17 protein-coding genes are annotated in these 19,621 nt (G+C 72.4%); 5 read left to right on the top strand and 12 right to left on the bottom strand.

The window, feature by feature from the left end; translation table 11 throughout:
* Positions 1-148: 148 nt before the first annotated feature.
* Entirely contained in the window at positions 149-565 is a 417-nt protein-coding gene (locus ACFYOB_RS31205) for a signal peptidase I (RefSeq protein ID WP_388565488.1), read from the bottom strand.
* 62 nt (positions 566-627) lie between these two features.
* On the opposite strand from ACFYOB_RS31205, the gene ACFYOB_RS31200 reads away from it, so the two are divergent.
* The 5 genes from ACFYOB_RS31200 to ACFYOB_RS31180 all read left to right on the top strand — a co-directional run bounded on the left by ACFYOB_RS31200 (position 628) and on the right by ACFYOB_RS31180 (position 6,827).
* Positions 628-1,500: a GNAT family N-acetyltransferase gene (locus tag ACFYOB_RS31200; RefSeq protein ID WP_388565591.1), complete on the top strand. Its 873-nt coding sequence runs from the start codon at positions 628-630 to the stop codon at positions 1,498-1,500.
* Positions 1,501-1,508: 8 nt separating this feature from the next.
* Positions 1,509-2,009 carry a DinB family protein gene (locus ACFYOB_RS31195; protein ID WP_388565486.1) on the top strand — a complete coding sequence of 167 codons (501 nt, stop codon included), beginning with the start codon at positions 1,509-1,511 and terminating at the stop codon, positions 2,007-2,009.
* 107 nt (positions 2,010-2,116) lie between these two features.
* The gene (locus ACFYOB_RS31190; protein WP_388565483.1) at positions 2,117-4,201 is read left to right on the top strand and encodes a penicillin acylase family protein; all 2,085 of its coding nucleotides are present in this window, start codon (positions 2,117-2,119) and stop codon (positions 4,199-4,201) included.
* Complete coding sequence (locus ACFYOB_RS31185) at positions 4,198-4,818, top strand: GNAT family N-acetyltransferase (RefSeq protein ID WP_388565480.1); 621 nt, start codon at positions 4,198-4,200, stop codon at positions 4,816-4,818. Before ACFYOB_RS31190 ends, ACFYOB_RS31185 begins: the two co-directional genes overlap by 4 nt.
* 161 nt (positions 4,819-4,979) lie before the next feature.
* On the top strand, positions 4,980-6,827 hold the full coding sequence (locus ACFYOB_RS31180; protein ID WP_388565478.1) for a protein kinase: 1,848 nt from the start codon (positions 4,980-4,982) through the stop codon (positions 6,825-6,827).
* 65 nt (positions 6,828-6,892) lie between these two features.
* Here the strand turns inward: ACFYOB_RS31180 and gatB are convergent, their stop codons facing one another.
* From gatB to ACFYOB_RS31125, 11 genes are all read right to left on the bottom strand, one after another.
* On the bottom strand, positions 6,893-8,404 hold the full coding sequence (gene gatB, locus ACFYOB_RS31175) for an Asp-tRNA(Asn)/Glu-tRNA(Gln) amidotransferase subunit GatB (RefSeq protein WP_388565476.1): 1,512 nt from the start codon (positions 8,402-8,404) through the stop codon (positions 6,893-6,895).
* A gap of 16 nt (positions 8,405-8,420) precedes the next feature.
* Entirely contained in the window at positions 8,421-8,666 is a 246-nt protein-coding gene (locus ACFYOB_RS31170; RefSeq protein ID WP_388565474.1) for a hypothetical protein, read from the bottom strand.
* A complete protein-coding gene (gatA, locus tag ACFYOB_RS31165; RefSeq protein WP_388565471.1) occupies positions 8,663-10,156 on the bottom strand; it encodes an Asp-tRNA(Asn)/Glu-tRNA(Gln) amidotransferase subunit GatA in 1,494 nt (497 codons plus the stop codon). Before gatA ends, ACFYOB_RS31170 begins: the two co-directional genes overlap by 4 nt.
* Before the next feature lie 5 nt (positions 10,157-10,161).
* Positions 10,162-10,458: an Asp-tRNA(Asn)/Glu-tRNA(Gln) amidotransferase subunit GatC gene (gene gatC, locus ACFYOB_RS31160; protein WP_030010586.1), complete on the bottom strand. Its 297-nt coding sequence runs from the start codon at positions 10,456-10,458 to the stop codon at positions 10,162-10,164.
* A gap of 209 nt (positions 10,459-10,667) precedes the next feature.
* Entirely contained in the window at positions 10,668-12,701 is a 2,034-nt protein-coding gene (locus ACFYOB_RS31155; RefSeq protein ID WP_388565588.1) for a putative bifunctional diguanylate cyclase/phosphodiesterase, read from the bottom strand.
* 544 nt (positions 12,702-13,245) lie between these two features.
* A complete protein-coding gene (gene ligA / locus ACFYOB_RS31150; protein ID WP_388565468.1) occupies positions 13,246-15,447 on the bottom strand; it encodes an NAD-dependent DNA ligase LigA in 2,202 nt (733 codons plus the stop codon).
* 30 nt (positions 15,448-15,477) lie between these two features.
* A complete protein-coding gene (locus ACFYOB_RS31145) occupies positions 15,478-16,461 on the bottom strand; it encodes a methionine synthase (RefSeq protein ID WP_388565465.1) in 984 nt (327 codons plus the stop codon).
* Positions 16,458-17,147: an SDR family oxidoreductase gene (locus ACFYOB_RS31140; protein WP_388565463.1), complete on the bottom strand. Its 690-nt coding sequence runs from the start codon at positions 17,145-17,147 to the stop codon at positions 16,458-16,460. The genes ACFYOB_RS31145 and ACFYOB_RS31140 overlap by 4 nt, the downstream gene beginning before the upstream one ends.
* A 31-nt stretch (positions 17,148-17,178) precedes the next feature.
* Positions 17,179-18,009, bottom strand: a complete 831-nt coding sequence (locus tag ACFYOB_RS31135; RefSeq protein ID WP_388565460.1) for a hypothetical protein — start codon at positions 18,007-18,009, stop codon at positions 17,179-17,181.
* Between the two features lie 58 nt (positions 18,010-18,067).
* On the bottom strand, positions 18,068-18,403 hold the full coding sequence (locus ACFYOB_RS31130; protein WP_388565457.1) for a DUF1330 domain-containing protein: 336 nt from the start codon (positions 18,401-18,403) through the stop codon (positions 18,068-18,070).
* Positions 18,404-18,454: 51 nt separating this feature from the next.
* Positions 18,455-19,510, bottom strand: coding sequence for a GlxA family transcriptional regulator (locus tag ACFYOB_RS31125; RefSeq protein ID WP_388565585.1), 1,056 nt, complete (start codon positions 19,508-19,510; stop codon positions 18,455-18,457).
* Positions 19,511-19,621: the final 111 nt, after the last annotated feature.

Genomic DNA, 19,621 nt, shown 5'->3' with positions numbered 1-19,621 from the left:
TGAAGGCCCGGCCGACGGTTCGGGGGATCGCCCCGGGAGTGCGGCCAAGATGGTCTACATCCAGACGATCTCAGCGTTTCGTGATCGTTGGCCCCTTTCGTGTGCATCGTCACAGCCCCGGGGGGAACCGGGAGGGGCGGGACGTCGCTCACCCCGCAGGCGGGCCGGACGGCTCGGGGCGGCCCTGGTCATCGGGTTCGTCGACCCGGTAGCCGGGGATCGAGGGCCACCGGACGGTGAGGACCACCGCGTCCTCCTCCGCGTACCAGGAGTGGTCGACTCCGCGCCCCCAGAGCACGTAGTCCCCCTGCTCGGCGAGGACGACGGTCCGCCCCGGGAACTCCAGCCGGAAACGCCCGCTGATCAGTACCAGCAGCGCGGTCCGCTTCTCCGCGGTCGCCCAGCGCTCCCGCTCGTCGCCCTTCGGGTGGACACCCCATTTGATCTCCACGTCCTCGCTGTGGCGGGGGTCGGCGGGGTCCTTGAAGTGGCCGAGGAGCCAGCCTCGGTCGGCCGCTGCGTCGGGGGTGGCCTTGCCGGTGTAGATGGTGGAGTCGTGGTTCACGGGGTGAGGTTAATGCAGTTGTGGGACCGGTCGGCCACTGATGAGCTGGGCCGATGGTGACGATGGATCGTGACGAACTCCGCCGGGTGCGGGCCGACTACGACGCCCGGATGCGCCGCGGCGCGCAGCCGGACGCGGCGTCGGCCCGCGTGGAACGGGCCCGCGCGGTCGTACGGCAGACCGTGCCCGGGGCCGGCTGGAACGGCGTGCTCTGGTCGGACCTCGACGAGGGGACGGCGGACGCGGAGATCGCGGCGCAGGTCGCGTACTTCGATGCGCTGGGGACGTCCGAGTTCGAGTGGAAGCTCTACGACTACGACCGGCCGGCGGACCTGGGGGAACGGCTGCGGGCGGCCGGCTTCGTGCCGGAGCCGGCCGAGACGCTGATGGTCGGCCGGACGCAGGAGCTCGCCGCGCTCAAGGTGGAGCCGCCGCAGGGCGTCACGCTGCGGGTGGTGACGGACGAGGCGGGGGTGGACCTGATGATGGACGCCCACACGCGGGCCTTCGGAACCGAGCGGCCGCAGATCCGGGAGCAGGTACTGAGCCTGCTGCGGCACGAGCCGGACACCATCGAGGCCGTCGTGGCGATGGCGGGCGACGTCCCGGTGAGCGCGGCCCGGATGGAGATGCCGCCGGGCGCCCCGTTCGCGGGCCTGTGGGGCGGCGGCACGGACCCCCGGTGGCGCGGCCGCGGCATCTACCGACTGCTGGTCGCCCACAGGGCCCGCGTGGCGGCCGAGCGCGGGATCCCGTACCTCCAGGTGGACGCCTCCGCCGACAGCCGCCCGATCCTGGAGCGGCTGGGGTTCGGCGTGCTGGGCGTGACGGTGCCGTACGTGTGGACGCGCGGGCAGGACCGCCCCACCGACCGGTCCGCCGATCGGTCCGGCCTCGTCGACGGTCTTCCGGGCGACGGCACCCGGCGGGCATGATCATCGGCATGGAACGCATCGACCCGCCTCTGACCGGCCGCGAGCGCGAGACGCTCCGGGCCTACCTCGACTACCACCGGGCCACCCTCGCCTGGAAGTGCGAAGGCCTCGACGACGAACAGCTGCGGCGGGCCTCGTCGCCCCCGTCAACCCTGTCCCTGCTGGGGCTGGTGCGGCACATGGCCGAGGTCGAGCGGCACTGGTTCCGCCGCGTCCTGAGCGGCGAGGACCTTCCCCACCTATGGTCGGACACCCACGACTTCCAGGCCGCCTACGACGCCTCCGGGTCCGGTCGTGCCGAGGCGTTCGCCGCCTGGGAGGCGGAGGTCGCCCACGCCCGCCGCATCGAGGCCGCCGCGGAATCCCTGGACGTGACGGCGTACGTGCCGAGCTGGAAGGAGGAGGCCTCGCTGCGCCTGCTCATGCTCCACCTCATCCACGAGTACGCGCGCCACAACGGCCACGCCGACCTGCTCCGCGAGGCGATCGACGGCGCCACCGGCGCCTGAGCCCGGCTCGGAGCGGCTCGGAGCGGCTCAGGGACCGAACTCTTCCCGGACACCTTTATAGTTAGGACAGCCTAACCTAATGCACCCCGGGGAAGAGTGTGAGCAGTGTGAGCAGTGCGAGCGGCGAGAGCATCGGCGCGTTCGGGGAGTACGGGAAGTACGAGGTCTACCGCGACCCCTGGGGCATCCCCCACCTCCGCGCCGCCGACGCCCTCGGCCTCGCCTACGCCCAGGGACGCGTCACCGCCTTCGACCGTGCCTGGCAGCTGGAGGTCGAACGCCACCGCGCCCAGGGCTCCAGCGCCTCCTTCCTCGGCGCGGACTGCGTGGCCTGGGACACGTTCGCCCGCCAGTGCCGCATCGACGACACCACCCGCCGCTGCCACGCAGCCCTCGACCCGGAGACCGCCGCCTGGGTCGGCGCCTACGTCGACGGCGTCAATGACGGGCTGAGCGCCGGCGCCGCCCGCGACGAGCGCTTCGCCCGCACCGGCCTCACCCCCACCCCCTGGGAGCCGTGGGTTCCGCTCGCCGTCTGGACCGCCACCCACGTGCTGTTCGCCGGCTTCGCCACCAAGCTGTGGCGCGAGCGCGTGGCCCGCGCCCTGGGCGAGGAGGCGGTCACCCTCTTCGCCACCGACGGCCCCGGCACGGCCGGCAGCAACGGCTGGCTGGTGCCGGGCGACCGCACCTCCACCGGCGCGGCGATCATCGCGGGCGACCCGCACCGATTCATCGAGGACCCGGGCGTCTACCAGCAGATACGCATCTCCTGTCCGGAGTACGACGTCCTCGGCCTGGCCGTCCCCGGCGTCCCGGGCCTCGCCCACTTCGGGCACAGCGGCACCGCCGCCTGGGCCATCACCAACGCGATGGCCGACTACCAGGACCTGTACGTCGAGCGGCTGCGCGAGGAAGGCCCCACCCTGGAGGCGCTCGGCCCGGACGGCGGCTGGGAGGCCGTCGCCCGCCACACCGAGACCATCACCGTTGCCGACGGCGCGGACATCGAGGTCGAGGTGCTGGAGACCGCCCGCGGCCCGGTCGTCGTCCGCGAAGGCGAGGAGACCCTCTCGCTGCGCTACCCGCCCCGCGTCCGCCGCGACCTCGGCTTCGCCGCCCTCCCCGCCCTGCTGCGCGCCCGTACCGTCGCGGACATCGACCGCGCCCTCGACGGCTGGGCCGAGCCGGTCAACGTCGTCCACGCCGCCGACTCGGCGGGCGGCCTGCTGCACCGTGTCGCGGGCGCCGTGCCACTGCGCGATCCCGCCAACCGGCTGCGGCCCGTGCCCGCGTGGGACCAGCGGTACGTCTGGCAGGGCTGGGCCCCGACCCCCGCCGAGCCCGTGCAGGGCTTCGCCGTCATGGCGAACGCCCGCGGGATCGCCTCCCCGCTCGGCGTGGAGTTCGCGCCCCCGCACCGCGCCAACCGCATCCGCGAGCTGCTCAGCGGCTCCACGGACTGGTCCCCGAAGGCGATGGCCGACGTACACGCCGACACGCACCTCGCCTCCGCAGAACCGCTGCTCGCCCTGCTGCCCGCGCTCGACGGCCTGTCCCCCGCGGCGCAGGCCCTGCGCACCCGGCTGCTGGCCTGGGACCGCCGCATGGCGGCCGACAGCACCGACGCCACCGTCTTCTCGGCCCTGCGGACCGGGGTCGTACGCCGTCTCGCCGCCGACCCCGTCTTCGCGGACCTGGCCGGAGCGCCCACCGGCCCGGAGGTGTTCCACCCCTGGCTGTACCTGGTCCCCCGGGTCGGCTACGCCCTCGAAGGCCTGCTCACCACCTCGCTCCTCCCGGGCCTCGACCGCGTGGCGCACGTCCGCGCCGCCTTGGAGGAGACGGCCGCGACCGGTGCGCCCGACACCCCCTGGGCGGAGGTACACCGTCTCTCCCCCTGGTCGGCGCTGCCGGACCATGAGGCACGGTGGCCCGGCCTCGGCGGCGACCACGACTGTGTGAACGCCACCTCCTCCGTCCCCGGCTTCACCGACCTCACCGCCCGCGCCTCGGCGGCCCGCTACGTCTGGGACCTGGCCCGCCGCGAGGACAGCCTCTGGGCGGTCCCGCTCGGCGCGGACGGCGTCACCGGCTCACCCCACCACCGCGACCAGCTCCCGCTGTGGGCGCGGTGCGAACTCGTCCCGGTCGTCACCGACTGGACCCGGCTCACCAAGGAATCGATATGAGCTCCGCCTCCGCCGCCACCTCCGCCCGGCAGCCCGTGTACACCCACCTCGTCGAAGGCTTCGGCACGGTCACCATCACGCCGGTCGACCCGGCCGCCGACTCCGCCCTCATCCACAGCTGGGTCACGCAGGAGCGCGCCCGCTTCTGGGGCATGGGCGAGGCCAGCCGCGAGCTGGTCCAGGAGATCTACGAGGACGTCGACCGCCGCACCACCCACCACGCGTTCATGATCGCGCGCGAAGGCGAGCAGGTCGCGCTGTTCCAGACGTACGACTGCGCCGAGGACCGGGTCAGTGAGTGCTACGAGGTCCAGCCCGGCGACGTCGGCGTGCACCTGCTGATCGGCCCCGGCACGGGCGCGGCCCAACACGGCTTCACCGCGGGCCTGATATCCGCCTTCCTCGCCTACGTGTTCTCCGACGGCGGCGCCCGGCGCGTGGTCGCCGAGCCGGACGCCCGCAACGCCAAGGCCGTCGGCCTCCTGGAACGCTCCGGTTTCGTACTCGGCCCGGAGGTCGAACTCCCGGAGATCGACCTGCCCGAGGTCTACCTCCCGGCCAAGCGGGCCCGCCTGGCCTTCCTCGGCGCGCCGGCGTCTTCTCAGGAGATCTGCTGACCGGCGTACAACTGCTCGGCGGTGTAGGAGCTGGAGGTGGGCGGCGCGTCGAGCCGTTTCCGCTCGGGTCGTCACCCTAACGGGATCCCGATTCCCATTGACCCCGCACGCCTGACGGCTGGAAGCTGATCCCCAATCAAACCACTGGCGCTGGGGGGAAATTGACCAGCCAGAACCTGCACATCGGGCCGGACTCGGCGGCGGACCGCTACCGCTTGCTCCGGTCGATCGGGCGCGGCGGGGAGGCCGTGCTCTACCTCGCGGAGATCGAGCTCGCCGGCGGATCCGAACCCGTGGTCGTCAAGGTGCTCGACTCCAAGACGACCATCACGCCCGAGATCTTCGACCGGATCAGCCAGAAGTGGAACGAGCAGGCCGAGCTGCTGCGGTTCGTCCACCGGCCCGGTGTGGTCGGCGTACGGGAGCACTTCGAGGGGCCGCCGATCCACCGGCCCGGCGAGTCCTCGACCCTGACGGGGCGGGCGCTCGTGCTCGTCATGAACCACGTCGACGGGCTCGACCTGCGCGACTGGAGGGCGGAGCGGACGCTCGCCACCGCCGCCGAGCGGCGCGAGGTGATGCGCACGCTGGAGCAACTGGCCGAGGTACTGGACTGGTTGCACTCGGGGAAGGCCACCCCGTCCGGGCGCCAGGTCATCCACGGCGACCTCTCCCCCGGCAACGTGATGGTCGACGCGCACGGGCAGGCCACCCTGGTGGACTTCGGCCTCAGCAAGCTGACCGCCGACCACCAGACGGCGGAGGTCTGGTTCACCCCCGGGTACGCGGCCCCCGAAGTCTTCGACGGCAAGCGCACCCCGGGCACGGACCGGTACGCCTTCGGGGCGATCGCGTACTTCATGCTGAGCGGTGAGTCCCCGCCCAATTCGCCGGACCAGCTGGCCTGGGCGATGGCCGCGCTCCCGCAGCTCGCCGTGCTGGACGCCTCGCAGCGGGACCGGATCACCTCCATCTGCGCGGGCGATCCCGCCGAGCGGCCGGTGAGCCTGGCCGGGTGGATGAAGGACGTCCGGCACGCGGTCGTGTCCACGACCACCTCCTCCACCTCGCAGCGGGCGGTGCAGGACGCGGCCCCGGCGAAGCCCGCGGCGGCTCCGACTCCGTACGTGCCGCCGCCGCCCGCGTACGCCCCGGCGTCCCCGACGCCCGCGCCGACACCCGCGCCGACCCCAGCACCTGCGCCCGTCCCCGTAACGGAGGCCCTGCCGGAGCCCCTGCCGGAGCCCCTGCCCGCGACGGTGCCCACCGGGTACGGGGCGACGTACAGCCTGGCGCCGCCCACGTCCACGGCCCCGGCCCCGGAGCCGCCCCGCCCCGGAAAGCGCCGGACCGGCCTGATCCTCGGCTCGGTGGCCACCGTGGTGGTCGTGGCGGCGCTCGCGGTTCTCGGCGTACGACTGCTCGGCGACAAGGACAAGGGGACCGACCGGGCTACGGACAGCAAGCAGTCCGTCGGATCCAGCCCCTCCTTTGACCCGGCGGAATCGGAGTCCCCGACCCCCTCCCCATCGGTCAGCGACAGCGGCGAGAGCAGCGACGGCCCGTCCACCGAGCCCGGTGCGACGGGGTCCAAATCGCCCTCCGGCTTCGCTCCGGACATCAAGGCCGCCGATCTGACCGTCATGGCACCCGTATCGGGTCTGGGCAATTTCAGGATCGGTTCAGCGAAGATCAACACCAAGCAGTACGGGACCGCCTTCATCGCGGAGCCCGACTGCAACGACGAGGCGATCACGGAGTTCGACCTCAACCGCGAGTGGAAGCACCTGGAGTTCACCGCCGGGATCGACGACGGCTCCACGAACCAGAAGGGCCGGGTCACCGTAGCCCTCGACGGCAAGCCCGCGGCCTTCTCCGAGCTCGTCGAACTCGGCAAGCCCGTCACCCAGTCGGTGGACGTGACCGGGGCCCTGCGGCTGCGCGTCAAGGTGGACATGGGCTGCAACAACGGCACCGTCGTGATCGCCGCCCCGCAGCTCACCCGCTGACGCGGAGACGCCGACGGCCCCGCACCGGGATCCGGTGCGGGGCCGCCCTGCATGCACAGGGGCTGCTACTCGGAGACGCCCAGCTTCTCCAGGATGAGCTCCTTGACGCGCGCGGCGTCGGCCTGGCCGCGGGTGGTCTTCATGACCGCGCCGACCAGCGCGCCGACGGCCGCGACCTTGCCGCCGCGGATCTTGTCCGCGATGGCCGCGTTGCCCGCGATGGCCTCGTCCACGGCCGCGCCGAGCGCGCCCTCGTCCGAGACGACCTTCAGGCCGCGCTTCTCGACGACCTCGTCCGGGCTGCCCTCACCTGCGAGGACGCCTTCGAACACCTTGCGGGCGAGCTTGTCGTTGAGCGAACCGTCGGCGACCAGCGCCGCGACCCGGGCCACCTGGGCCGGGGTGACGGGCAGCTCGTCGACGACGACGCCCTGCTCGTTGGCGTTGCGCGCCAGCTCGCCCATCCACCACTTGCGCGCGGCGGCCGAGTCGGCACCCGCCTCGATCGTGGCGACGATGGAGTCCACCGCGCCCGCGTTGAGGATCGACTGCATGTCGTGCTCGCTGACGCCCCACTCCTCGCGCAGCCGGTTGCGGCGCACGCGCGGCATCTCGGGGAGGCCGGCGCGCAGCTCCTCGACCCAGTCGCGGGCCGGGGCGACGGGGACCAGGTCGGGCTCCGGGAAGTACCGGTAGTCCTCGGCGTTGTCCTTGATGCGGCCGGCCGTGGTGGAGCCGTCCTCCTCGTGGAAGTGCCGGGTCTCCTGCACGATCGTCCCGCCCGACGAGAGCACCGCCGCATGGCGCTGGATCTCGAAGCGGGCCGCGCGCTCGACGGAGCGCAGCGAGTTGACGTTCTTGGTCTCCGAGCGGGTGCCGAAGGGCGCCTCGGGGCTGGGGCGCAGCGACAGGTTCACGTCGCAGCGCATCTGGCCCTTGTCCATGCGGGCCTCGGAGACGCCGAGCGCCTTGATGACCTCGCGCAGCTCGGCGACGTACGCCTTGGCGACCTCGGGGGCGCGCTCGCCCGCTCCCTCGATCGGCTTGGTGACGATCTCGATGAGCGGGATGCCGGCGCGGTTGTAGTCCAGCAGGGAGTGGGACGCGCCGTGGATACGGCCGGTGGCGCCGCCGACGTGCAGCGACTTGCCGGTGTCCTCCTCCATGTGGGCGCGCTCGATCTCCACGCGGAAGATCTCGCCGTCCTCCAGCTGGACGTCCAGGAAGCCGTTGAAGGCGATGGGCTCGTCGTACTGGGAGGTCTGGAAGTTCTTCGGCATGTCCGGATAGAAGTAGTTCTTCCGGGCGAAGCGGCACCATTCGGCGATCTCGCAGTTCAGCGCGAGACCGATCTTGATGGCGGACTCGACGCCGATCGCGTTGACGACCGGCAGGGAGCCGGGCAGACCGAGGCAGGTGGGGCAGGTCTGCGAGTTGGGCTCGGCGCCCAGCTCGGTGGAACAGCCGCAGAACATCTTGGTCTTGGTGCCGAGCTCGACATGGACCTCAAGGCCCATGACGGGGTCGAACGAGGCGAGAGCGTCCTCGTACGACAGCAGTTCGGTGAAGGTGGTCACGGTGAAACTTTCCCTCTCAGCCCAGCAGGACGTCGTCGTCGCCCAGGCGCTTCAGCTCGCGGTACAGGATCGCGAGGCCGGTGACGATGGCGGCGGCGGACACGGCGGCGTCGACCAGCTTCAGCATGTCGTGCTCGCTGCGGGCCTTCTTGACCTGCTTGATCACGCTGATGGCGCCGAAGGCGGTGGTGCCGATCGACAGGTAGGTGCCGGTCTTGGACTTCTTGAAGCCCTTGGCCTTGGACAGTGCACTGGTGCTCACAGCGACGGTGCCTCCTCAAGCAGCGGGTGACCCCAGCGCGCGACGAAGGCGGCCTCGACGGCCGCGCCGACCTTGTAGAGCCGGTCGTCCTTCATCGCCGGGGCGATGATCTGCAGCCCGACCGGGAGACCGTCCTCCGGCGCCAGGCCGCAGGGCAGCGACATGGCGGAGTTTCCGGCCAGGTTGGTCGGGATGGTGCACAGGTCCGCGAGGTACATCGCCAGCGGGTCGTCGGTGCGCTCACCGATCGGGAAGGCGGTGGTCGGGGTCGTCGGGGAGACGATCACGTCGACCTGCTCGAAGGACTTCTCGAAGTCCTTCGTGATGAGCGTGCGGACCTTCTGGGCGGAGCCGTAGTACGCGTCGTAGTAGCCGGAGCTGAGCGCGTACGTGCCGAGGATGACGCGGCGCTTGACCTCGTCGCCGAAGCCGGCTTCGCGCGTCAGGGCGGTGACGTCCTCGGCGGACTTGGTGCCGTCGTCGCCGACGCGCAGGCCGTAGCGCATGGCGTCGAAGCGGGCCAGGTTCGAGGAGCACTCGGACGGCGCGATCAAGTAGTACGCGGCCATCGCGAGGTCGAAGGACGGGCAGTCCAGCTCGACGATCTCGGCGCCGAGATCCTTGAGGAGCTCCACGGACTCGTTGAAGCGCTGGACCACACCGGCCTGGTAGCCCTCGCCGGCGAACTGCTTGACCACGCCGACGCGCATGCCGGCGACGGAGCCGTTGCGGGCGGCCTCGACGACCGGCGGGACCGGGGCGTCGATGGAGGTGGAGTCGAGCGGGTCGTGACCGGCGATGACCTCGTGGAGGAGGGCCGCGTCCAGGACCGTACGGGCGCAGGGACCGCCCTGGTCGAGGGAGGAGGAGAAGGCCACCATGCCGTAGCGGGAGACGCCGCCGTACGTGGGCTTCACGCCGACCGTGCCGGTGACGGCGGCGGGCTGGCGGATGGAGCCGCCGGTGTCCGTGCCGATGGCGAGGGGGGCCTGGAAGGCGGCCAGCGCGGCCGCGGAGCCGCCGCCGGAGCCGCCGGGGATCCGGGTGAGGTCCCACGGGTTGCCGGTGGGCCCGTAGGCGCTGTTCTCGGTGGAGGAGCCCATGGCGAACTCGTCCATGTTGGTCTTGCCGAGGATGACGACGTCGGCTTCCTTCAGCTTGCGCGTCAGGGTGGCGTCGTACGGCGGGATCCAGCCTTCGAGGATCTTCGAACCGACGGTCGTCGGGACCCCGACGGTGGTGAAGATGTCCTTGAGGGCGAGGGGCACGCCGGCCAGCGGGCCGAGCTTCTCGCCGGCCGCGCGCTTGGCGTCGACGGCGCGGGCCTGGGCGAGCGCGCCTTCGCGGTCGACGTGCAGGAAGGCGTGGACCTTCTCGTCGGTCGCGTCGATGCGGGCCAGGTGGGCCTCGGTGACCTCGACGGCCGTGAGCTCGCCGGAGGCGATCTTCTCGGCGGTCTCGGCGGCCGTGAGCTTGATGATGTCGGTCATGGTTGTTAGTCCTCCCCCAGGATCTGCGGCACCTTGAATCGCTGCTGCTCCTGGGCGGGAGCGCCGGAGAGCGCCTGCTCGGGGGTGAGCGAGGGACGGACCTCGTCCGCGCGCATGACGTTCGTCAGGGGCAGCGGGTGGGAGGTCGGCGGGACGTCTTGGTCGGCGACCTCGGAAACGCGGGCGACCGCGCCGATGATGTCGCCGAGCTGTCCGGCGAAGTGATCCAGCTCGTTGCTGGACAGCTCAAGGCGCGCCAGCCGAGCGAGGTGGACGACCTCCTCGCGCGTAATGCCAGGCATGCAGCGATCCTCTGGGGGTGGGTGGATGTTTCGTTTCGGACCCAATCCTATGGGGCCCTGCCCCCGACCCACGAAACGGTTTGCGGTGATGCCGGTACGAGGCCGGGCGCGGGCCCGCCGCGCGGGGCTCCCCGGCTCCGCGCGGGGCTCCCCGGCTCCGCCCGGGGTCCGGGGCGGAGCCCGGTGAACGGCGCCGCGGCCGACCCCGGTCAGACCGCGTCGGCCTCCGCGGCCGCGAGCTCCGCCGAGATGTCGGCCGGGCGGCGCCAGCCGCGCTCGCCGCGCGCCAGCAGCCAGGCGGTGGCCTCCTGCGGCGGCATCGCGGCGGCGACCAGCCAGCCCTGCACCGCGTCGCAGCCCAGGTCCCGCAGCCGCTCCCACGTCTCGTCGTCCTCCACGCCCTCCGCGACGACCAGCAGGCCCAGCGAGTGCGCCAGGTCCACCGTGCAGCGGACGATCTCCGCGTCCTGCGCGTCGACGGCGAGCCGCCCGACGAAGGACCGGTCGATCTTCAGCTCGCTGACCGGCAGCCGGCGCAGGTGGACCAGCGAGGAGTACCCCGTGCCGAAGTCGTCCAGGGACATCTTCACGCCGTGGCCGGTGAGCCCCGCCATGGTGTCCGCCGCCCGCTGGGGGTCCTCCAGCAGCACGTGTTCCGTTATCTCCAGCTGGAGGCCGCTCGCCGGGACCCCGTGCCGGGCCAGCCTCGCGGCCACAGCTCCCGCGAAGCCCGGGGTGTGGACGTCGCGCGGCGAGACGTTGACGGCCACCGGGACCTTCAGGCCCTGGGCCCGCCAGCGCGCCACCTGCGCGAGGGCGGTCTCCAGGACGTACTCCGTCAGGTGCGGCATCAGGCCGGAGGTCTCGGCGATCGCGATGAACTCGTCCGGGGACACCCGCCCGCGTTCCGGATGCACCCAGCGCACCAGGGCTTCGAGCCCGGCGACCTGCCCGTCGAAGCGGACCTTGGGCTGGTAGTGGAGTTCCACTTCACCGGCGTCGAGGGCCCGGCGGAGATCACCGAGGAGGCCCAGGCGGTCGGGCGTGTTGCTGTCCCGCTTGGACTCGTACACCTCCACGCCCGTGCGGTCGCGCTTCGCCTGGTACATCGCCACGTCCGCGCGCCGCAGCAGCCCCTCCGCGTCCAGCGCGTGGTCGGGGAAGACGGCGAGGCCGGCGCTGGCCTCCAGGACGAGGGTGAGGCCGTCCAGGTCCAGCGGGGAGCTGAGCTCCGCGACCAGGTGGCGGGCGATCCGCTGGGCGCTGGTGGTGGAGTCGGCGACGGGGAGCAGCACGGCGAACTCGTCACCGCCGAGCCGGGCCGCCTCGGCCTCCTCGGGCAGGGCCTGGCGCAGCCGGTCGGCGATCTGGAGGAGGAGCCGGTCGCCCGCCAGGTGGCCCAGGGTGTCGTTGACCGCGCGGAAGCGGTCCAGGTCGATCAGCACAAGAGCTGCCCGGGTCCCCGAACGTTCAGCCTCGTCCAGGGCGCTCCAGGCCCGTTCCAGCAGCCACTGCCGGTTCGGCAGCCCGGTCAGCGGATCCCGCAGCTGCTCCTCGGCGCGTGCCCGGGCGATCCACAGGGTGGAGTCGAGCGCGATCAGCGGTACGGCGAACAGCGGCAGCAGCACCGGCTGCGTGACAGCGACGACGCAGATCAGCGGGGCGATTCCGAGCAGGGCGACGGCTACTAAGGCTTGGCGGATCAGGGCCGTACGGGCGACCGTGGGCAGGCCGCCGCCGCGCGGGGCCAGCGCGATCCGCAGCAGGACCCGGGTGGCGAGCAGGTAGGCGACGGCGACGAGGACGACCTCGGGCACCGCGTCCAGGCCCCAGGTGGTGGGGTTCCAGGGGGTCTCGACGGACGGGGCCTCGCCGAAGGCGGCGAGTACGAGGGCTCCCGCGGCGATGCCGAGGATGTCCACGGAACCGTGCAGCAGGCCCTGCCGCCAGCGGTGCCGGCGGGCGGCCCCGACCAGGGAGACCACCGCCAGCGAGACGAGGCCGGCGGGCACCCACCCGTAGAGGATGAGCACGCCGAGGGTGAGTGCGGCGCCCGATCCGGTGCCGCCCCACCAGCGGTCGCGGCCGAGCGCGACGAGGTGGCCGACGATGATGCCGGTGAGCAGGGCGAGCGCCCAGCCCACCGTGCCACCGGGGAAAAGGGCATGACGGTGGGTCAGCGAGGAGGCGATCCCGGCCGCGAGCACCACGACGGACAGGCCCACGACGGCGAAGGACAGCATGCCACGCCGTCCCGCTCCGGGCCCGCCGGCCGTGAGCGGCCGGGTCTCCGGTGTCCTGGACCCCAGGACACCCATCCGCCCCGCCCGCATGGACGGGATGTCCCCGCCGAATTCATGTGACGGGTCGGCGCTTTCGGTGGGTTTCATGCCCGTCCCTCTCACAGCCGGCGATGCCGATGTCACGCAATGGCCCCGTTGTCGTGCCATCACGGCTGGAATCGCATCCTGCAGCCGTGCACGAGGGGCGCACCCCTCAACAGTAGGACGCGAGAGGGGCCCAGGGGCAGCGGTCGGCGGTGGTTGCCCGAATGCGACCCAGCCATCCTCATCAGTACGGTATCCGCCGAACGGGTGAGTTTGAACCAGGACCCCCTGGTCACCTAGCTGATGATCCGACAGGTCACCGCCCTGCCACCAGCCTTGTACCAGCCGTTTACCACCGTCCGTCGCGCCCGGCGTGCGCCCGCCCGTACGGCCGCACCCTACGCATCCGTTCGCCTTCGCTACTCCCGTCGGGCCTGTCGGCCGATTTCCTACCGAGGTCTTACTCCGCTCCGCCGCCGCCGTCCACCGCCAGCGCCGCTTCCCGTGCCGCGTCCGGGCCCTGCTCCAGCAGCACCTCGAAGCCGGCGTCGTCGAGGATGGAGAGCTTCAGCTGCACGGCCTTGTCGTACTTCGAGCCGGGGTTGTCGCCGACCACGACGAAGGATGTCTTCTTCGAGACGGAACCGGTGACCTTGGCCCCGCGCCTCTGCAGGGCCTCCTTCGCGCCGTCCCGGGTGTGGCTCTGCAAAGTGCCGGTGACGACGACGGTCAGCCCCTCCAGCGGACGCGGCCCCGCCTCCTCGGCGGAACCTTCCTCCTCCATCCGCACCCCTGCCTCCCGCCACTTGCGCAGGATCTCCTGGTGCCAGTCGACCGCGAACCACTCCTTGAGGGAGGCGGCGATGATCGCGCCGACCCCGTCGGTGGCGGTCAGCTGTTCCTCGGTCGCCGCCTCGATCGCCGCGATGGACCGGAACTCGCGGGCGAGCGCCTCGGCCGCGACCGGTCCGACGTGACGGATGGACAGGCCGTTGATGATGCGGGCGAGCGGGCGGGCCTTGGCGGCCGCGATGTTCTCCAGCATCGCCAGGGCGTTCTTCTTCGGCTCGCCCTTCTGGTTGGCGAAGACCGTGACGATCTTTTCCTCGCCCGTCTTCGGGTCGCGCTTGGGCAGTCCGCTGTCCTGGTCCAGGACGTACGCCTTGATGGGCAGCAGCTGCTCGATGGTGAGGTCGAACAGATCGCCCTCGTCCAGCAGCGGCGGCTGGGCCGGCTCCAGCGGGCCGGTCAGGGCGGCGGCCGCCACCATGCCGAAGTTCTCGATGTCCAGGCTCTGCCGGCCGGCGAGGTAGAAGAGCCGCTCGCGCAGCTGGGCGGGGCAGGTCTGCGCGTTGGGGCACCGGACGTCGATGTCCCCCTCCTTCATCGGCCGCAGCGCCGTCCCGCACTCGGGGCACTCGGCGGGCATCACGAACTCGCGCTCGCTGCCGTCCCGCAGGTCCACGACCGGCCCGAGGATCTCGGGGATGACGTCGCCCGCCTTGCGCAGTACCACGGTGTCCCCGATGAGAACGCCCTTGGCCTTGACGACCTCCTGGTTGTGCAGCGTCGCGAACTCGACCTCCGAGCCCGCCACCGTCACCGGCTCCACCTGCGCGTACGGGGTCACGCGCCCGGTGCGCCCGACGCCGACCTTGATGTCGATGAGCTTGGTGTTGACCTCTTCGGGGGCGTACTTCCAGGCGATGGCCCAGCGCGGGGCGCGGGCGGTGGACCCGAGGCGGCCCTGGAGGGCGATCTCGTCGAGCTTGACGACGACGCCGTCGATCTCGTGCTCCACCGAGTGCCGGTTCTCGCCGAAGTACGCGATGAACTCCCGGACCTCGGCGAGGGAGGAGACCACCTTGTTGTGCTGCGCGGTGGGCAGGCCCCACTCGTGGAGCAGCTCGTACGCCTGCGACTGGCGCTCGATCTCGAAGCCCTGGCGGGCGCCGATGCCGTGGACGACCATGTGCAGCGGGCGGCTCGCGGTGACCTTCGGGTCCTTCTGGCGCAGCGAACCGGCCGCGGCGTTGCGCGGGTTGGCGAAGGGCTTGCCCTCGGCCTCGACGAGTCTCGCGTTCAGCTCCTCGAACTTCTCCATCGGGAAGTAGACCTCGCCGCGGATCTCGACGAGCGCCGGGATCCGGTCGCCCTTCAGCCGGTCCGGGATCTCGGCGATGGTGCGGACATTGGGCGTGATGTCCTCACCGGTGCGGCCGTCGCCGCGGGTGGCGGCGCGGGTGAGCCGGCCGTTCTCGTAGGTGAGGTTGACGGCGAGGCCGTCCACCTTCAGCTCGCACAGGTAGCGGTAGTCCGGCGTGTTCACGTCCCGGGCCACCCGCTCGGCCCAAGCGGCCAGTTCCTCGTCGTCGAAGGCGTTGTCGAGGGAGAGCATGCGCTCCCGGTGCTCGACGGAGGCGAAGTCCGTCTCGTACGCCCCGGCCACCTTCTGGGTCGGCGAGTCGGGGGTGCGCAGCTGCGGATACTGCTCCTCCAGCGCCTCCAGCGAGCGCAGCAGCTTGTCGAACTCGGCGTCGCTGACGACCGGCTGGTCGTTCACGTAGTACCGGAAGCGGTGCTCCTCGACCTGCTCGGCCAGCAGCGCGTGCTGCTCACGCACCGCCGCCGGTGCTGCCGTGTCCTGCTGTTCGGCTGCCATGCCGTGTCCTCCCGTGCCCCGTCTCGACCGTCACTCAGGGTTGTCGGCGAGCGACCTCGCCGCCCTGACGCAATGCGCCTGCACCGCGCGCGCGTAGGCGGGTGAAGCGCCCGCCAGACCGCACGACGGGGTGACCACGACGGACTCCGCCAGAGTCCCCGGGGCCAGCCCCAGCCTGCGCCAAAGCTTCCTGACACCCATGACGCTACCGGCAGGGTCTGACAACGGGACGTCGGTGCCCGCCACCACTCCGGCGAAGAGTTTCGTACCGCCCTCGACGGCCTCGCCGATGGCGTCGTCCTCGCGCTCGGTGAGCAACGAGAAATCGAACGACACGCCCGTGGCGCCGGCCCGCCGCAGCAGCCCGAAGGGGACCTCGGGCGCGCAGGAGTGGACGACGACCTCCCCGTCATGGACGGCGAAGAGCTCGCGCAGGGTGCCCTCGACGACCTGCCGGTCGACGACGCGGTAGGTGCGGTAGCCGCTCGCGGACCGCACCCGGCCGAGCAGCACCGAGGTCAGGGACGGCTCGTCGAACTGCAGCACGATCTCGGCGCCGGGAATGCGCTTGCGTACGTCCGCCAGGTGCTCGCGCAGCCCCTCGGCCAGCGATCCGGCCAGGTCCCGGCAGGCGCCCGCGTCCTGGAGCATGGCCTCGCCCCCGTGCAGCTCCAGCGCGGCGGCCAGCGTCCACGGACCGACGGCCTGGACCTTGAGCTTGCCCTCGTACCCCTGCGTGAACTCCTCCAGGGCGTCGAGGTCCTCGCCGAGCCAGGACCGGGCCCTGCGCGTGTCCCGGCCGGGGCGGTCGCTGACCCGCCAGCCGCTGGGCTCCACGTGCGCGTACATCTCGACCAGCAGCCCGAGGGAGCGGCCGATCATGTCGGCGCCGGGCCCCCGGGCGGGCAGCTCGGCCAGGTACGGGAACTCCTCGAAGGAACCGGTGACGGTCTTGGCCGCCTCGCGGGCGTCGCCCCCGGGCAGCGAACCGACGCCGGTGGCGCTCGCGCTCATCGGCCGGGCCTGACGCTCAGGTCGTTGACCTCGGCGTCGCGCGGCAGATCGATGGCCATGACGACGGTCGTCGCCACGGACTCGGGGTCGATCCACTTCGCGGGGTCGTACTCCTTGCCCTCCTGCGAGTGCACCTTGGCCTGCATGGGGCTCGCGGTACGGCCGGGGTAGACGGAGGTCACGCGGATGCCGTTGGGCCTCTCCTCCTCCCTGAGGGAGTCGGCGAGCGCCTTGAGGCCGTGCTTGGAGGCGGCGTACGCGCTCCACTCGGCGTGCGCGTGGAGCCCGGCGCCGGAGTTCACGAAGACGATGTCGGCGTGCGAGGCGCGCAGGGTGGGCAGCAGCAGCCGGGTCACCTCGGCGGGGGCGATCAGGTTGACGTTGAGCTGCTGGTGCCAGGTCTTGGGCCGCAGCTCGCCCACCGGTCCGAGGTCCACGATGCCGGCGATGTGCAGGAGCGAGTCGATCCGCTCGGGCACGGGCTGCTTGGAGAAGGCCCACGAGAGCCGGTCGGGATCGGCGAGGTCGCCCACGAGGGCCCGCGCCCCGGGGTACCGCTCGACGAGCTGCTTGCCGCGTCCGGCGTCGCGGGCGAGGAGGACGAGGTCGTCGCCGCGCGCGTGCAGGCGGGCGGCGACGGCGGCGCCGATGCCGGATCCGGCACCGGTGATCAGGTGAGTAGCCATACCGCCCATGCTCGCACCCCGCCGGTCCGCGTCAGCCCCCGGCGGCCTTTCCGTACGCCGTCTCGATCGCGGCCCGCGCGGCGGCCGCCTGCGCGGCCGTGACGGCGGGGGCGAAGGCGCTGCCGAGCAGGATGTGCGGGTGCGCCGCCGCGAGCCCGGCCCGCGCATCGCCCCGCGGCCCGGCCCACCGCTCCAGCGCCTCGTCCCGTACCTGGGCCGGCGCGGCGCCCCGGTCCGGTGCGGGCGGGTCGAGGCGGCCGCCGCAGGCGCGCCGGTGCTCGGCCCAGCGGTCCTCCCAGAAGTCCACGGTCCATCCGGGCCAGCGGGCGGCGATGGTGCCGGCGTGGGCGCGGGCGGTGTTCAGCCACCAGCCGACCCGGCGCCGCTCCGGGTCCACGTGGATCCCCGCTTCCGCCCGCAGCCGGTGGCTCCCGTGGTCCGGGGCGTCCCGGAGCCGGTCCAGCAGGGCGGGCCCCTCCTCGACCGGGTGGTCTTCGATGTCGGCCAGGACGTGACAGCGTTCGCGGCCGATGGTGACCACGGCCACCATCGGGTCGGGGTCGTCGAACTCCTCGTCGCCCGGCTCCAGCGCCGGGCCGGGGTACACGGCGGCGGGTTCCTCCTCCCCCGGGTCGAGGCCGAGGTGGGCGCGCAGCCCGCGCTGGCCCTCGTACAGCCAGCGCACCTCCCAGCCGGGCCAGGCGCACCGCAGCAGCTCCAGGGTGGCGGCCCGGGTGCGCAGGGAGGCGGCCGGCCCCTCCCGGACGAAGACCAGCAGGAGTCTGCGGATCGGGTCGGCGAGGACGCCCGCCTCGACGATGTCGTCGGGGTACCAGCCCTCCTCGGGGGCGTGGCCGCGCATGAACGGCAGCGCCGCTTCCGGCCCGGCCGGGAGGTCGAGACGGCGCGGTTGCCCATCGTCAGAGCCCGGCGGCTGCACGCATCGCCGCGGCCGTCTTGGTCGCGTCGTAGCCGGCCGGGACGCCCTCGACCAGGATGACCTCGCCCGCGATGTGACGGGTGCGCTGCGGCAGGATGGCCTCGGAGGCGTACCAGGCGCGGGCGCGCTCGATGTCCGGGAAGCCGATCATGACAACGGTGCCGGGGAAGGGCCCCTCCAGGACCTCGACCTCCTTGCCGTGGACGAGGAAGCGGCCCTCGAAGGGGTCCATCGTGGACTGGATCCGCTCGATGTAGTCCAGGATCTCGTCGTTCATCGTCTCGGGGCGTATGTGTGCGATGGCGTACGCGGCCATGGTGCGGCCTCCACAAGTTCCTCGGCTCATCGGCTTGTTGACCCGATCCTGTCAAGGAAGGGCCGCGGTGGCGATGACCTCCGGGGTCATGTCGCGGGCCTGGAAGGTACGCCGGTAGCCGATCGGGGAAACGCCGAAGGCGGTACGCATGTGCTGGCGCAGTGAGTTGCCGGAGCCGAAGCCGGAGCGGTGGGCGACCAGGTCGACGGGGAGGTCCGTGGTCTCCAGCAGATGGCGGGCGGCTTCCAGGCGTTGACCGGTGAGCCACTGGACCGGGGTCATGCCCACCTCGTCGCGGAAGCGCCGGGTGAAGGTGCGCAGGCTCATCCGGGCGTGGGCCGCGAGCTCGGCGAGGGTCAGGGGTTCGTCGAGGTGGTCCAGGGCCCAGGCGCGGGTGGCGGTCGTGGTGGCGACGGTGGGCTCCGGGACGGGCCGGTCGATGAACTGGGCCTGGCCGCCGTCGCGCCAGGGCGGTACGACGCACATGCGGGCGGCGCGGTTGGTGACGGCGACACCGTGGTCGCGGCGGATCAGGTGCAGGCACAGGTCGACACCGGCGGAGACCCCGGCGGAGGTCAGGACGTCGCCGTCGTCGACGAAGAGGACGTCCTCGTCGACGCGGACCCGGGGGTAGGCCCGGCGGAACTCGGAGGCGAGGTTCCAGTGCGTCGTCGCGGGCCGGTCGTCGAGGAGTCCGGCGGCGGCGAGCACGTAGGAGCCCGTGCAGATCGAGACCAGGCGGGTGCCCGGGCGGATGCCGGCGATGGCCGCGGCCACCTCGGGCGGAAGCGGGCCGCCGGTGGCCAGCTCGGGCATGGCGTGGGTGGGCGGGAGGATCACGGTGTCGGCGGTGGCGATGGCCTCGGGCCCCGCGGCGGGCTGGAGGGTGAACCCGGAGTCACTGGGCACGGGGCGGCCGTCGGCGGTGCAGACGACGACCTCGTACAGGGCCTCACCGGCCTCGTCCACGGCGCTGCCGAAGACGCGGGAGGGGATCCCGAGCTCGAACGGAGGGAAGCCGGGCAGGGCGAGCACAGCGATCCGGTGCCGGTCCCGTCCGCCGCTCCTCTGCGCTGCCGCCGTACCTGCCGCACTCATCTCGCCCATTTCGCCCATGGCCAGATCCTGTCACATAGTGGCCATCCGGCCAACACCATGCATGCCGCGCCCGGCCGACTCTGGAGTCACACCAGCGGCCGGAACCGGCCGGGAACTGTT

This window comes from Streptomyces sp. NPDC006463, assembly GCF_042870715.1.
Taxonomy (GTDB): Bacteria; Actinomycetota; Actinomycetes; order Streptomycetales; family Streptomycetaceae; genus Streptomyces.
This window is presented reverse-complemented; position numbering and strand designations above follow the sequence as displayed.